Origin of the sequence: Cellulomonas sp. PhB143, from assembly GCF_003752595.1 — a bacterium.
Lineage (GTDB): Bacteria > Actinomycetota > Actinomycetes > Actinomycetales > Cellulomonadaceae > Paraoerskovia.
Window position 1 is genome coordinate 39,199 of record NZ_RKIJ01000001.1, and the last position, 15,174, is coordinate 54,372.

General features: G+C 72.7%; 11 protein-coding genes. 7 read left to right on the forward strand and 4 right to left on the reverse strand.

Annotation, left to right across the window (positions count from 1 at the left end; all coding sequences use genetic code 11):
• Positions 1-78: 78 nt before the first annotated feature.
• The gene (locus EDF32_RS00170; protein ID WP_148061537.1) at positions 79-927 is read left to right on the forward strand and encodes an LPXTG cell wall anchor domain-containing protein; all 849 of its coding nucleotides are present in this window, start codon (positions 79-81) and stop codon (positions 925-927) included.
• A gap of 187 nt (positions 928-1,114) precedes the next feature.
• Complete coding sequence (locus EDF32_RS00175) at positions 1,115-1,954, forward strand: class I SAM-dependent methyltransferase (protein ID WP_123306526.1); 840 nt, start codon at positions 1,115-1,117, stop codon at positions 1,952-1,954.
• 141 nt (positions 1,955-2,095) lie between these two features.
• Here the strand turns inward: EDF32_RS00175 and EDF32_RS00180 are convergent, their stop codons facing one another.
• From EDF32_RS00180 to EDF32_RS00190, 3 genes are read right to left on the reverse strand one after another with little or no spacing between them, the layout of a single operon-like run.
• Positions 2,096-3,007, reverse strand: coding sequence for a carbohydrate ABC transporter permease (locus tag EDF32_RS00180; RefSeq protein ID WP_123306527.1), 912 nt, complete (start codon positions 3,005-3,007; stop codon positions 2,096-2,098).
• A 1-nt stretch (position 3,008) separates the two neighbouring features.
• The gene (locus EDF32_RS00185) at positions 3,009-3,980 is read right to left on the reverse strand and encodes a carbohydrate ABC transporter permease (protein ID WP_123306528.1); all 972 of its coding nucleotides are present in this window, start codon (positions 3,978-3,980) and stop codon (positions 3,009-3,011) included.
• A 16-nt stretch (positions 3,981-3,996) separates the two neighbouring features.
• Positions 3,997-5,418, reverse strand: a complete 1,422-nt coding sequence (locus tag EDF32_RS00190; protein WP_233565577.1) for an extracellular solute-binding protein — start codon at positions 5,416-5,418, stop codon at positions 3,997-3,999.
• A 126-nt stretch (positions 5,419-5,544) separates the two neighbouring features.
• Between EDF32_RS00190 and EDF32_RS00195 the strand changes: the two genes are divergently transcribed.
• The 3 genes from EDF32_RS00195 (at position 5,545) to EDF32_RS00205 (ending at position 12,203) form a co-directional block, all read left to right on the forward strand.
• On the forward strand, positions 5,545-6,666 hold the full coding sequence (locus EDF32_RS00195) for a LacI family DNA-binding transcriptional regulator (protein ID WP_233565579.1): 1,122 nt from the start codon (positions 5,545-5,547) through the stop codon (positions 6,664-6,666).
• A gap of 72 nt (positions 6,667-6,738) precedes the next feature.
• Positions 6,739-8,622, forward strand: coding sequence for a glycoside hydrolase family 2 protein (locus EDF32_RS00200; protein WP_123306530.1), 1,884 nt, complete (start codon positions 6,739-6,741; stop codon positions 8,620-8,622).
• Positions 8,623-8,759: 137 nt separating this feature from the next.
• The gene (locus EDF32_RS00205; protein WP_123306531.1) at positions 8,760-12,203 is read left to right on the forward strand and encodes a GH92 family glycosyl hydrolase; all 3,444 of its coding nucleotides are present in this window, start codon (positions 8,760-8,762) and stop codon (positions 12,201-12,203) included.
• 111 nt (positions 12,204-12,314) lie between these two features.
• Here the strand turns inward: EDF32_RS00205 and EDF32_RS00210 are convergent, their stop codons facing one another.
• Positions 12,315-13,010 (reverse strand): NAD(P)-binding oxidoreductase, encoded by a 696-nt coding sequence (locus tag EDF32_RS00210; RefSeq protein WP_123306532.1) that lies wholly within the window; start codon positions 13,008-13,010, stop codon positions 12,315-12,317.
• 224 nt (positions 13,011-13,234) lie between these two features.
• On the opposite strand from EDF32_RS00210, the gene EDF32_RS00215 reads away from it, so the two are divergent.
• Complete coding sequence (locus EDF32_RS00215) at positions 13,235-14,200, forward strand: ATP-binding cassette domain-containing protein (RefSeq protein WP_123306577.1); 966 nt, start codon at positions 13,235-13,237, stop codon at positions 14,198-14,200.
• On the forward strand, positions 14,197-15,006 hold the full coding sequence (locus EDF32_RS00220; protein WP_123306533.1) for an ABC transporter permease: 810 nt from the start codon (positions 14,197-14,199) through the stop codon (positions 15,004-15,006). Before EDF32_RS00215 ends, EDF32_RS00220 begins: the two co-directional genes overlap by 4 nt.
• The last annotated feature ends 168 nt before the right edge of the window (positions 15,007-15,174 follow it).

Genomic DNA, 15,174 nt, shown 5'->3' on the forward strand with positions numbered 1-15,174 from the left:
GCCGCCATTAGGTTATATCGGACAGGTGCCCTAATCTCAGTCGCGCCCGACGCCGTGCTCCGAGACCAGGGACCTCCCGTGAAAACTGCACACCGCCCGCGCGCGATGGCCGCGCTCCTCTCCTCCGCCCTCGCCGCGGGCGTCGTCGCCCTCGGGGCGCCCGCCTTCGCGACCGACGTCGTCGCGCCGGACGGGGCGCACGCCGACTACCCGTACACGGTCCAGGTCGACTGGCTCCTGCCCGACGCGTTCGACGACGCCGACCAGAGCCCTCCGGCCGGCGCGAAGGAGATCTTCCCCCAGGACCGCGTCGTGGATTCCCCGGCGAAGTGCGGCCACTGGATCCAGCGGGACACCTATCGGATCGACGACGCGACGGACCAGGCGATACTCGACGGGTTCGGCAACGTCCTGACGTGGAACGAGGCCGAGAACCGCAGCGCCGACACCTCGATCTACGTGGGCCACACGTTCGAGTTCACGGGGGCATGCACGCCTGAGACCGCGCCGACCGCGCCGACCGCGCCGACCGCGCCGACCGCACCGACCGCGACCCCGGGCGCGGCGCCCATGCCGACCGTGCCCGCCGAGTCCCCGAACGCCGCGTCCACGCCGACGCTTCCCGCCGAGGCTGCGGCATCCGGGGCACCGGTGGCGGAGGTCGTGGTGACGCCGGAGGCGGACGACGCCACGCCGTCGGACGCGGCCTCCGACAGCTCGACGGACACGGAGATCGCGGCGCCCGTCGCCGCGGAGGTCACCGGTGCGCCGTCGGACGCCCCGAGAGTCGAGGCGGCTGCCGAGGTCTCGGGCGACCAGCTCCCGCAGACCGGGTTCGACAGCGCCTGGTTCGCGGTCGCCGCGATCGTGCTGGTCGGTGGCGGCGTGACCACGCTGCTCGCCGTCCGACGCCGCGCGAACGGCTGACACGGCCGGCCTCACCCGCCGAGAAGTCGAACTCGGCCCCTGACTCTTCCGATCGAGGGGCGGAGCTCGACTTCTCAGCGTGTGGCGCGACATGGGGAGAGTTCATCCGCTCCGGCACTGGAACGGGGCTCGGGCACACGCGGATACTGGGATGACGGCAGGGGGCGCCCCGACGAAGGAGTGCGCCATGAGTCCCGACGTGTCAGCACAGGTGCCGGCCGGCGTGCTGGAGGCCGTCCGCGCCAAGCACCGCGCGATGTGGTCCTCCGGCGACTACCCGGCCGTCGCGGACCAGACCATCTCGACCCTCGGCGCCGTCCTCGTCGAGGCGTGCGGCATCGGTCCGGGCGACCGGGTACTCGACGTCGCGGCCGGTGCGGGCAACGCCGCGATCCCCGCTGCGCTCGCCGGGGCGGACGTCGTCGCCTCCGACCTGGCACCCGACCTGCTGGACGCGGGCCGGCGTCGCGCAGCGGAGCGCGGCGCGACGCTGCACTGGGCGGAGGCTGACGCCCACGCCCTGCCGTTCGAGGACGGCGAGTTCGACGTGGTGATGTCGTGCGTCGGCGTGATGTTCGCACCGTTCCACCGGCTGGCGGCACACGAGCTGCTCCGCGTCACGCGCCCCGGGGGGACGATCGGCACCATCGCGTGGACGCCGGACAGCCTGGTCGGTGAGATGTTTGCGACCATCGGGCCGTACGCGCCCCCGCCGCCGCCGGGGGCGCAGCCACCGTCGGCGTGGGGGAGCGAAGCGCATGTGCACGAGCTGTTCGGGGACGCGGTGACGGACCTCCGGGCCGAGACCCGCACTCTCGTCGTCGACCGGTTCGGCTCCGGCGTGGAGCTCCGTGACTTCCTCAAGGAGCTCCTGGGACCAGTGATCGCGGCCTACCGGTTCGTCGCCGATGACCCCGAGCGTGTCGCGGCGCTCGACGAGGCCCTGGTCGCGCTGGGCGACCGGCATCTGCAGGACGACGGCACGATGGCCTGGGACTACCTGCTGGTGCGCGCGACGCGGGCGTGACTGGCCCGGTCGGCGGACCCTGCGCCCTCGGCCCCGAACGCCGAGAAGTCGAATTCCGCCCCTGATCTGGCCAGATCAGGGGCGGAATTCGACTTCTCGGCGGGGTGGTGCCGGGCGGGTCGGGGGTGGTGCGGGAGAGGGCTACTGGCCGCCCATGCCCGTCGTCGCGACGCCCTGGACGATGCGGCGCTGGAAGAGCATGAACACCACGAGCAGCGGCAGCGCCGCGATGATCGCCGACGCCATGTTCTGCGCATACTGCACGCCGTAGGCGTTCTTCACGGTCGAGAGCCCGACGGGCAGCGTCATGAACGTCGGGTCGGTCGTGACGATGAACGGCCACAGGAAGTTGTTCCACGCCCCGATGAACACGAAGATCGCCACCGCCACGAGGATCGACCGGGACAGCGGCACGACGATCGTCCAGAAGAGCCGCCACGACCCGGCGCCGTCGATGCGTGCGGCGTCCAGCAGCTCGCCGGGGATCGCGTCGAAGAACCGCTTGAGGATGAACACCATGACCGGTGCGACGATCTGCGGCAGGATGATGCCGGCGTAGGAGTCCACGAGACCCATGGCCTGCATCTGGCGGAACAGCGGCACGATGAGGATCTGACCGGGCAGCATGATCGACGCGATGGTCAGCGCCTGCAGGAGCCCGCGACCCTTGAACAGCGTCTGCGAGAAGGCGAACGCGGCCATCGCGGAGATCATCACGGTGAGGATCGTGACGAGCGTCGCGACGATCAGGCTGTTGCCCATCCACTTGAGCAGGTCGCTGTTCGCGAGCACCGAACGGTAGGCGTCGAGCGTCCAGCCCATCGACGGCCACCACGACGCGGGGAGCGCCGCCTCGGCCTCGTGCTTGAAGCTGGTGACGGCACCCCAGACGACGGGGAGCAGCCAGAGCGCCGCGAGCACCACGAGGGCGATCAGCGTGCCGGCCCGGACCCAGGGGGAGGGGCCGATGGTCAGGTTGGTGAGAGCTCGGTTCTCGGCCCGGGTCCGCTGCGCCTCCGCGCGGCGGTCGGCCACCAGTGTGGCGATGGACACGTCAGGACTCCTTACGGGTCGGCACCAGCCGGATCAGGGTGAACACGAGGATCAGCGCGAAGAACACGTACGAGATCGCCGACGCGTACCCGAGGCGGTAGTTGGTGAAGCCCGCGTCGTAGATGTATTCGAGGATCGGCCGTGTGCTGCCGTTCGGTCCGCCGCCCGTGAGCAGATAGATCTGGTCGAAGACCTTGAGCGACCCGAGGATCTGCAGCACGACGATCACGGCGGTGATGTTGCGCAGCTGGGGGATGGTGATCGAGAACAGCCGGCGCCAGCCGCCCGCGCCGTCGATCGTCGCCGCCTCGTAGAGGGTGTGCGGGATCCCCTGCAGGGCCGCGAGGAACAGCAGGAAGTTGAACCCGACCGTCCACCAGACGGTGACGAGCACGATGGAGTACATGGCGACGTTCTCGTCGCTGAGCCAGCCGACCGGGCCGAGGTTCACCTTCGACAGCCAGACGTCGAACAGCCCGATCTCCGGCTGGAACAGCCAGCTGCTCAGCGAGGCGACGACGGCGCTCGTGAGGAGGAACGGCGCGAAGAACGACATGCGCCAGACCCACTGGCCGGGGAGCCCGGTGTGCACGAGCAGGGCCATCCCGAGGCTGACGATCACCAGCGGGATCACGCTCAGCAGCGTGAAGACGACGGTGTGCCAGAGCGTCTGCCAGACCTGGGGGTCGCCCAGAGCCTCGATGTAGTTGTCGAGACCGATGAAGCTGCTCTTGGTGCCGGTCAGGCTCTGGTTGGTGAAGCTCATCCACAGGCCGTAGATGGTCGGCCACAGCAGGAAGAGCCCGGTGGCGATCGCGAACGGTGCCACGAAGACGTAGCCGGACCGGTCGCGCTCGCGCATGGTCTTGCGACGGGCGGTCCGTGCCGCTCCCGCGGTGCGGGAGCCCGGGGCGCGGCGGGAGGCGTTCGCCCGCGCGGACGCGGGGGCTGTTGAGGTGCTCGAGACGGTCATCGTCGTCCTCACTCGATCAGGCGGGGTTCGGCTGGGAGAGGAAACGGTTCATCTCGCTCAGCATGCGATCGACGGCCGTCTTGGGGGTCGCCTTTCCGGACAGGGTCTCTGCCATCGAGTCGCCGATCCGGTTCTGGAAGTCGCTGCCGGCCCCGGTGAACCAGACGTTCGGGTCGAAGACGGCGGTCTCGGCGGCAGGCGCGTAGATCTTCTGCGGCGTCAGGTCCTGGTAGGCGTCGGAGCTGACGATCGGCTGGTACGCGGGGATGTGGCCGGCGTGGGCCCACGTCAGCCCCTGCTTGATCAGCCCGGCGAGGACGCGGTAGGTGGCGGCCCGCTTCTCCGGGTCGGGGCTCGACTGCTTCGGGAGGACGAACGAGTGCGAGTCCGCGTACGTCGCGGGCGTGCCGAAGATCGTCGGCATGGGCATCGCGCTGACGTCGGGGAGCGCGCTCTGCAACGTCGGCAGCTCCCACTCGCCCGAGAAGAACATCCCCGTGCGCTTGGTCATGAACCGGCCCTCGGCGGCGCCGCCGTCCTGGTCCCTGGCGGCGATCTTGCCGTCGAGCATCTCCTGGAGGAACTCGAAGACGCCGGTGGCGGCCTTCTCGTCGAGCTGTGCCGACCGTCCGGGAGTGAGCTCGTAGCCGCCGCCCGTCTGGTTGTACAGGCCCCAGAACATGCGCCAGCAGGAGGCCGCGTCCCGCAGGTAGCCGAAGGACACCCCGGTGTCGCCGGTGGCCTTCGCCATCGCCCGGCCCGCGTCGAGGAAGTCGTCGGCGCCCGAGATCGCGAGCTTGCCGTCGGTGACGGTGAGCCCGGCGGCCTCGGCGACCGCGGGGTTGAAGAACGAGATGTACGGGTGCGTGTCGAGCGGCAGCGCGTAGAGCTGACCGTCGAACTGCGCCTTCTGCCAGACGGCGGGGGTGAAGTCCTCCTTGCGCACCCCGAGCGCGGCGAGCGCATCGAGGTCGAAGGGCTCCAGCAGGCCGCCCGGTGCGTACCCCGCGAGCCGCGACATGTGCATGATCGCGGCCTCCGGCGGCTTGCCGCCGCCCGACGACGCCATGGCCAGCTTCGTGTAGTACGGCGCACCCCAGGCGAGGGTCACCGAGTCCACGTAGAGGTCGGTGTTCGCCTTCGAGACCGCCGAGACCATCTTCTGCATGTTCGCGCCGTCGGAGCCGGTGAAGAGGTCCCAGACCGTGACGGACGTCTTGCCCTTCCCGGCCGCGGGCTCCGTCGCGCACCCCGCCAGCGACCCGCCGAGCGCGATGCCCCCCGCGCCGACCAGCGCCGCCTGCAGAAGCCGCCGTCGGCTGAGACCTGGGCTGCCCGGACCTGATGCGGTGCCCCCGGCAGGGTCACGGCGTGCGGCGGGCATCCGGCCCGCTCGGCGTCGTCCTGTCGGCACACCCTTGTCGTGCTCGGTCATCATCGACCCTCCTTGGTGCAACGTTGCGCTGCAACGTTGGATCACGATGGACTAGACCTCGCGCTGCGTCAAGTGAGACGCAGGCAACAATTTCTCCGGAGCGGTTCCGGAGGTGGAGAGGCGGCGACGGTGGCGCAGGACGACGGGGACCAGGTCGGGTCCGGGACGGGAGCCGGCGGCAGGCGTCCGGGACGGGTGAGCCTCAAGGAGGTCGCCGCGGCCGCCGGGGTCTCGTGGAAGACGGTCTCCAACGTGGTCAACGGCACCGGGCGGGTCGGCGACGCGACCCGGGCGCGGGTCGAGCAGAAGATCGCCGAGCTCGGCTACCGGCCGAACCTGGCCGGCCGGCAGCTGCGCCAGGGCCGGACGAGCACGCTGGCCCTCGCGGTGCCCTGGGTGCACTCCCCCTACTTCGCCCTGCTCGCCCACAGCGTCATCGACGCCGCCGGTGCCCGCGGCTACCAGGTGCTGATCGAGGAGACGCGGGCCGACCGCGCCACCGAGCTGCAGGTCGCGCGGGGCTTCGAGGTCCACGCGATCGACGGCACCATCTTCTCGTCGCTGGCCATCGGGCCGACGGAGGTCGACGAGGTGCGGGGCGCGACACCGCTGGTGCTGCTCGGGGAGCGCGACTTTCCGGGGCGCCCGGGCGCTCGCCGGACGGACCACGTGAGCATCGACAACGTCCTGGCCGCGCGCGAGGTGACCGAGCACCTCCTGGCGACGGGTCGGTCCCGCCTGGCGTTCCTCGGGGCCGACGCCGGCGTCCTGCCGGGCCCAGAACGTCTCGAGAACCTCCGCGTCCGGGGGTTCGTCGATGCCCTCGGGGCGCGCGGGCTCGAGCCGGACCCGAGGTGGCTCGTCCCGGTGCAGGAGTACTCGCGCCCGTCGGGTGCGCGCGCGGTCGAGGAGCTCCTGCCGCGCATCGGGCGGATCGACGGGCTGGTGTGCGCCAACGACGAGCTGGCGCTCGGGGCGCTGTACGCGCTCCGCCGGAACGGTGTCCGGGTCCCGGAGGACGTCGCGGTCACCGGGTGGGACAACATCGAGGACGGACGGTACTCCGACCCGACGCTGACCACCGTCGCACCCGACCTCGAGGCGATCGCGGAGACGTCCGTGGACCGCGTGGTCGGGCAGATCGAGGGTGCCGCCGAGGGTGCCTCGCCGGCGCAGGACGTCGTCGTCCCGCACCGCGTCCTGGTGCGCGAGAGCAGCGGCGGCTCCGCGGGAGCGGGCGCAGAAGTCTGATTCAACGTTGCATTTTTCGGAGCGCGAGTGTTGAATCATCGCGGCCTTGTCATCCACGCAACGGAGCACACGATGTCTGTCCTCGACCGCCTCGCCCCGCCGTCCGCCCCGGCGGGCGTCGACGTCCCCCGCCCGGAGTACCCGCGTCCGCAGGTCGTGCGCGACCGCTGGCTCAACCTCAACGGCTCGTGGGAGTTCGAGATCGACGCCGGCGACTCCGGCCTCGAGCGCGGGCTGCGCGAGCGGAGCCTGAACGGCACCATCACGGTGCCGTTCGCCCCGGAGACCGAGCTCTCCGGGGTCGAGGACACGGACTTCCTCGAGGTGGTCTGGTACCGCCGGGAGGTCGTCGTCCCCGCCGACTGGGCCGAGGTCGGGGACGACGTCCACGTGCTGCTGCACTTCGGTGCCGTCGACCACGACACGACGGTCTGGGTGGACGGCACCGAGGTCGTGCGCCACCGCGGCGGGTTCACGCCCTTCACCGCCGACCTGGCCGGTGTCGCCGCGCCGGGCGACACCGTCACCGTCGTGGTGCGCGCGCGCGACACCCGCGACGCGCCGCAGGCCCGCGGCAAGCAGGCCACGGTCTACGGCAACACGGACTGCCACTACACCCGCACCACGGGCATCTGGCAGACCGTGTGGATGGAGCCCGTCCCGGCCGCGCACCTGCGCCGCCCCCGCATCACGCCCGAGGTCGCGAGCAGCGCGTTCGACGTCGTGGTCCCGCTCTCGGCGAACCGCCTCGGACACACCGTGACCGTGACCGTGACCGACGACGACGGCGAGGTCGCCTCCGCGACGGCGCGCGCCGACCTCGACCTCGCGCCGTCGCTGCGCGTCGTGGTCCCGGCCGACCGCGTGCGCCTGTGGGGCCCGGGCGAGCCGAACCTCTACGGGGTCGACGTCGTGCTCCGCGACGCCGCGGGCGGCGTCGTCGACCTGGTGCGCTCCTACGCGGGACTGCGGTCGGTCGCCATCGAGGGCAAGGCCATCCGGATCAACGGCGTGCCCGTCTTCCAGCGCCTCGTGCTCGACCAGGGCTACTGGCCCGAGTCGCTGATGACCGCGCCGTCCGACGCCGCGCTGGTGCGCGACATCGACCTCTCGCTCGCCGCCGGCTTCAACGGCGCCCGGCTGCACCAGAAGGTCTTCGAGGAGCGCTTCCTCTTCCACGCCGACCGGCTGGGCTACCTCGTCTGGGGCGAGTTCGGCGACTGGGGCTCGGGCGGGTTCGGCACCTCGCGCGACCACCAGCGGCCGACGACGTCGTTCGTCACCGAGTGGCTCGAGGCGCTCGAGCGCGACCACAGCCACCCGTCGATCATCGGCTGGTGCCCGCTGAACGAGACGCACCAGGACCTGCACGACCGGATCGCGGTGCTCGACGACGTCACCCGCGGGATGTTCCTCGCGACCAAGCTTGCCGACCCCTCGCGCCCGGTCCTCGACGCGAGCGGGTACTCCCACCGCGTGCTCGAGAGCGACGTGTGGGACTCGCACCACTACGAGCAGGACCCGGAGGCGTTCGCGCGGGACATGTCCGGGCTGACGAAGGACGAGCCGTTCGCGAACGACAACGAGCGCGGTCCCATCTCCGTGCCGTACCGCGGGCAGCCCTACTTCTGCAGCGAGTACGGCGGCATCTGGTGGAACCCGGAGGCGGCCGCTGCCGCGTCGTCGGGGGAGAACACCGCCGAGTCCTGGGGCTACGGGCAGCGCGTCGCGGACGAGGAGGAGTTCCACGCGCGCTTCGCGGGGCTGACGAACGCCCTCCTCGAGGACCCGCTGATGTTCGGCTACTGCTACACGCAGCTCACGGACGTGTTCCAGGAGGAGAACGGCGTCTACCGCTTCGACCGGAGCGAGAAGCTCGACGTCGACCGGGTGCGGGCCGTCCAGGCGCGCCCGGCGGCGTTCGAGAAGGGCGAGTCCGCCCCGCTGAACGGCTGAGCACCTGAACGGCTGAGCACCCCGGAGCCCGACCCCCGGCCGCCGAGACGTCGAATTCGGCCCCTGATTCTTCGAATCGAGGGGCGGAATTCGACGTCTCGGCGGACGCACGCGCGAGACAGAGAGGTCCGACGACCATGGCACCGACCGCCAGAGCCTTGCCGACCGCCACGAGCTTCCGTAGCTCGTTCGAGCCGGTCGACCCCGCACCGCGGGAGTCGACCCCCGCGCTGCTCGACGGCGCGCCCCGGCAGGAGAACGTCACCGGCGGCGGACCGGACGCCGGCCCGGAGCCCATGGTCACCGCCGTCGGGCCCGGGCCGGTGACCGACCTGGCCAGCAAGCCGGGCGTCGGGTTCTCGGGCCTGCACGCGCTGCGCTACGCCGGCGCGCACGTCGGCGACGGACCCGCGCGCGCCATGAACGTGCTCTACGACGGCCTCGACGTCGAGGTCGGGCCACGCACCCGTCTGAGCTACGTGGTCCACCCCGAGCTCCTCGGCGACCTGGCCTACCCCTCGACGTACGTCGCGGTCGACCTCGCGTTCAGCGACGGCACCCGCCTGTCCGGGCTGCCCGCGACGGACGCGCACGGCACCGGCTGCTCGGCCCGCGCCCAGGGCGAGGGCAAGATCCTGTACGCCGACCACTGGAACTCGGTGCGGGTCGACGTGGGCGCGGTCGCCGCGGGCCGCACGGTGGTCGCGGTGCTGCTCGCCTACGACAACCCCCACGGCGCGGCCGGGACGCGGTTCGCGGGGTGGGTCGACGACGTCGCGATCGTCGCGGGGCCCGCGACCATCGACAGCCCGCGCCCGGTGGACCACGTGGACACCCGCCGCGGCACGATGTCCACGGGCCGGTACTCACGGGGCAACAACGTCCCGGCGACCGCGATGCCGAACGGCTTCAACTTCTGGACGCCGATGACCGACGGCGGCTCCCAGCGCTGGCACTACGAGTACCACCGCGGCAACGGCGCGGCGAACCTGCCCGTCCTGGAGGGGTTCGGCATCTCGCACGAGCCCAGCCCGTGGATGGGCGACCGCAACCAGCTGGTCTTCCACCTCGCCACCGGGCCCGCCGCGGGCGCGCCGTCGGCCACGCTGGCCGACCGTGGCCTCGCCTTCGACCACGCCGACGAGACGGCGCGCCCCGACCTCTACGCCGTCACGCTCGCGGGCGGCGCCACCCTCGCGGCGACGCCCACGGACCACGGTGCGGTGCTGCGGTTCGGCTACCCCGACGACGTCGGGCACGTCCTGATCGACACCGTCGCCGGGCCGGGGGAGTTGCGGGTCGACCCGGGGACCGGCGAGGTCACCGGCTGGGTCGAGGGAGGGAGCCCGCTGTCCGTCGGGAGCACGCGGATGTTCGTCGCGGGAGTCTTCGACCGCGCCCCGGTCCGCGCCGGGACCGCCGCGGGCGACCGCAACGCCGCCCGGTACGCGACGTTCGCCGTGCCAGGCGGCGGTGCCGTCGAGCTGCGCGTCGCGACGTCGTTCCTCGGCCTGGACCAGGCGCGGGCGAACCTCGACCTCGAGCTGACGGGGCGCTCCTTCGAGGACGTCCAGGGCGCGGCGCGCGAGGCGTGGGACGCGCGCCTCGGCGTCGTCGAGGTCGAGGGCGCCACGGAGGACCAGCTCGTCACGCTGTACTCGAACCTCTACCGGCTCAACCTCTACCCGAACTCCCAGCACGAGAACACCGGCACCGTCGACGAGCCGCGCTGGCGCCACGCGAGCCCGGTCGCCGCGCCCGAGGGCGAGGCGTCGGACGCGACGGGTGTACAAGTCGTGGACGGGTGCATGTACGTCAACCACGGGTTCTGGGACACCTACCGCACCGCCTGGCCGGCGTACTCCCTGCTGTACCCGGAGCTCGCGGCCGAGCTGGCGGACGGGTTCGTCCAGCAGTACCGCGAGGGTGGCTGGGTCTCGCGCTGGTCCTCGCCGGGCTACGCCGACCTCATGACGGGCACCAGCTCAGACGTCGCCTTCGCCGACGCGTACGTCAAGGGCGCGCTGCCCACCGGCGTCGCCCTCGATGCCTACGACGCCGCGCTGAAGAACGCGACGGTCGTCCCGCCGCACGACGCCGTCGGCCGCAAGGGCCTCGACCCGTCGATCTTCCTGGGATACACGCCGTCCTCCACGGAGGAGTCGGTGTCCTGGGGGCTGGAGGGGTACGTCAACGACTTCGGGATCGGGACCATGGCGGCGGCGCTCGCCGAGGACCCGGCCACGCCGGACGCGCGCCGCGCCGCGCTGCGCGACGAGGCGGCGTACCTCCTCGACCGCGCGACCCGCTATGGCGCGCTCTTCGACCCCGCCGTCGGGTTCTTCCGGCCGCGGCGCGCGGACGGGATGTTCGACGGCGCCCCCGAGGACTTCGACCCGGACGTCTGGGGCGGCGGGTTCACCGAGACGAACGGGTGGAACTTCGCGTTCCACGTGCCGCACGACCCGCAGGGCCTGGCGAACCTCTACGGGGGCCGGGCGGGGCTCGAGGCCAAGCTCGACGAGTTCTTCTCCCGCCCCGAGACCGGCACCCTGCCGGGCACGTACGGCGACGTGATCCACGAGATGACCGAGGCGCGCGACGTCCGCATGGGCATGTGGGGCGTCAGCAACCAGCCGTCGCACCACATCCCGTGGCTGTACGACGCCGTGGGCGCCCCGGCGAAGACGCAGGCGGCGGTCCGCGAGGTGACGCGCCGGCTGTTCGTGGGCAGCGAGATCGGCCAGGGCTACCCGGGCGACGAGGACAACGGCGAGATGTCGGCGTGGTGGCTGTTCGCCGCGCTCGGCCTCTACCCGCTGCAGGTCGGAGCCGACCGCTACGCGGTGGGCTCGCCGCTGTTCGCCCGGGCCACCGTGCACCTGCCCGCCGGCGACCTCGTGATCCGCGCCCGCGACAGCTCCGTGGAGAACGTCTACGTGCAGTCGCTCGCCGTGGACGGGCAGGCCTGGAGCTCGACGTCGCTCTCCCACGCGCAGCTCACGGGCGGTGCCACGCTCGAGCTCGTCATGGGCCCGACGCCGTCGTCCTGGGGGACGGGGGCCGGCGACGCCCTGCCCTCCCTGACCTCGGGCGACGAGCCGCCGGCGCCCGCGACCGACGTCACCCGGCGCGGGACGGTCGTCGTGGACGACGGCGGTGGCCGCCCGGACGCGGGGTGCCTGGTCGACGACACGTCGTCGACCGCCGTGGTGCTCGCGTCCCGCACGCCGACGATCACCTGGGTGGGGGACGGGCTCCGGCCGGTCGTCGTGATGTACACGCTGACGTCGGCGAGCGGGCTCGCGGCGCCCGCGTCGTGGCGGCTCGAGGGGTCCGACGACGGGTCGGCGTGGACGACGCTCGACGTCCGCTCCGGCGAGCAGTTCCGCTGGGCGCGGCAGACCCGGCCGTTCGCAGTGGCCGGGCCGCAGGCGTTCGCGCGCTATCGGCTGGTCGTCACGGAGGCGGCCGCGGGCGCAACGGGGGGCGGCGCAACGGGGGACGGCGCAACGGGGGACGGCGCTGCGCGGGACGGTGCGCTGGGTCTCGCCCAGCTGGAGCTGCTCGCCCGGGGCTGACCCGCCCTCCCGCCGAGATGTCGAATTCCGCCCCTGATTTGTCGAATCGAGGGGCGGAATTCGACATCTCGGCGGACAGATGCGGCGGCGGGGCGAGCCGCCGCGGTCACGTTACTGCGGGCGCATCCCCGCGTCCTCGCCCTCCGCCTCGTGGACGGCCTCCTCGACGACCGTGCGCCCGTCCGTGAACCGCAGGAAGTGCCCCGCGGTGCGCGGGCGGCCGACGACCTCCGCGATCACGCGCGCCACGTTCTCCCGTGACGTCGCGGACTCCTCCGGCACGGGGGCGTCGTCGCGCAGGATCGTTATCCCGCCGCCGGACGGCTCGTCGGTCAGCGTGCCCGGGCCGAGGATCGTCCACGCGAGGTCGCTGGCGCGCAGGTGGTCGTCGGCCGTGACCTTCGCGTCGGCGTAGGCGAAGAACGAGCTGTCCTCCGGCACACCGTGGTCGTGGACGGCGCTGATGAACGAGACCATCACGTACCGGTGCGCGCCCGCGCGCCGCGCGGCGTCGATCGAGCGGATCGCGGCGTCGCGGTCGACGGCGTAGGTCGCCTCCGCGCCGCCCTTCCCGCCGGCCCCCGCCGACCAGACGACGACGTCGTGCCCTGCGAACGCCTCGGCGAGCTCGTCCTCGCTCGCCGTCGCGACGTCCAGCAGCACGGGCGTGGCGCCCGCGTCCGTCAGGTCCTGGAACTGGTCCTGCGAGCGGACGACGCCGCTCACCTCGTGCCCGCGCGCCGTCAGCACGGGAACCACGAGGCTCCCGACCTTGCCGTGCGCTCCGATGATCGCGATCTTCGCCATGCTGCGCTCCTTGCGTCGTGGGTGTGCCGGGCGTCCGGGCCTGCCGGGCGCCCCGCCTGCTCTCCACGCTGCCGCGCTGGAGGCCCCGACGCCAGCCGCAGGGCGCCCACGCCGTGCGCCCGGAGCGAAACCGGGGCGGTTGTCGGTGGCGCTCGTCACACTGGAACCCGGTGCACGGCGACGCGCCCGGTGGCGAGGCGGCCGGGCAGGGCGGAGGTGGGCAGGTGGCGACGGACGGACCGGCGATCCGGGCAGAGGGCATCACCAAGCGGTTCGGGGACAACCTCGCGCTCGACGACGTGGACCTCGAGGTGCGCGCGGGAGAGGTCTACGGGTTCCTGGGCCCGAACGGCGCGGGCAAGTCGACGCTGACGCGCGTGCTGTGCACGCTGCTCGCCCCGTCGTCGGGCCGGGCGACGGTCGCGGGGCACGACGTCGACTCGGATCCGACGGCGGTGCGGCTGCGGATCGGCGTCGCCCTCCAGGAGTCGGCGCTCGACGACAAGCAGACCGGCGTGGAGCTGCTGCGCCTCCAGGGCCGGTTCTACGGGCTCACGCGGCGCGAGACGGACCGGCGGCTGGCCGACCTGCGTCGGTTGATCGACATCGGCCCGGCGCTGGACCGCCGGGTGGGCACCTACTCGGGCGGCATGCGGCGGCGGCTCGACCTCGCGATGGCGCTCGTGCACAACCCCGAGGTGCTCTTCCTCGACGAGCCGACGACCGGCCTCGACCCGATGAGCCGCGCGGACGTGTGGGCGGAGGTCCGGCGCCTGAACACCGAGCTCGGCATGACGGTGTTCCTGACGACGCAGTACCTCGAGGAGGCGGACGAGCTTGCCGACCGGGTGGGCATCATCGCCGACGGCGCGATCGTGGCCGAGGGGCCGCCGGCGGAGCTCAAGCGCTCGATCGGGACCGACCTGGTGGTCGTCGAGGTGCGCGACGGCGACGTGGAGCGGGCGCGCCCGACCCTCGCGGGGGTCGACGGCGCGGGCGACGTCGCCGTCGAGGGCTCTCGCCTGTCGGTGTCGGTCCAGGACGGCGCGCGGTCGCTCAGCCCGATCGCCGTGGCCCTCGCGGGGGCCGGCGTCGAGGTCCAGGAGCTGTCGTTGCGGCGCCCCACCCTGGACGACGTGTTCTTCGACGTCACCGGGCGCCGGATCCAGGTCGAGGAGGAGGCGTCATGAGCACACAGGCCGTGGGACGGCGGGGTGCGGGGATCGTCGGCCGGCCGGCCGGGTTCTGGCGCGACCTCGGCTCGGTGGCGCTGCGCGCGCTGCGGCAGATCCCGCGCGAGCCGGAGGCGATCGTCCCGGCGCTGGTGATCCCGGTCTTCTTCTTCGTCGTGAACGTCGGCGCGCTCGGCGACGTCGCCGGTGCGACGGGGGTCGAGGACTTCAAGGCGTTCCAGATCCCGGTCGCCATCGTCTTCGCGGTCACGGGGGTCTCGCGGGCGAGCGCGCTCGTCACGGACATCGCCGACGGCTACTTCGACCGGCTGCTCGTCTCGCCCGTGCACCGGACGGCGCTCCTGCTGGGGCTCATGGTCGCGGACCTCGCGCTCGTGATCGCGCTGTCCGTGCCGGTGCTGGTCCTGGGGTTCCTGCTCGGGGTGACGTTCGAGACGGGGATCGCGGGCGTGCTGGTGTTCCTGCTGATGGCCGGTGCCTGGGGGCTCGCGTTCACCGGGTTCCCGTACGCGATCGCGCTGCGCACCGGTAACCCTGCGGCGGTGAACTCGAGCTTCCTGCTCTTCTTCCCGTTCGCGTTCCTCACGACGACGTTCCTGCCGCAGGAGGCCCTGACCGGGTGGTTGGCGACGATCGCCGACTACAACCCCGTGACGTACCTGCTGGCGGCCCTGCGCTCGCTCATCATGACCGGGTGGGACGCCACCGCCCTGCTGCAGGGCACCGCCGCGATCGTGGGGCTCGGTGCGGTGAGCTTCTTCGTCGCCTTCCGGGCGCTGCGGGGCCGCACGCGTCGCGGCTGACGACCTGCCCCGCCCTTCCGCCGAGACGTGGGGGGGGGGCCCCGGGGGGGGGGGGCCCGGGGGGGCGGGGGGGGGGGGGGGGGGGGGGGGGGGGGGGGGGGGGGGGGGGGGGGGGGGGGCGGCCGCCCCCCCCCCCCCCCCCGCGCGCGCGCAGGAAGGGCCCGGGCG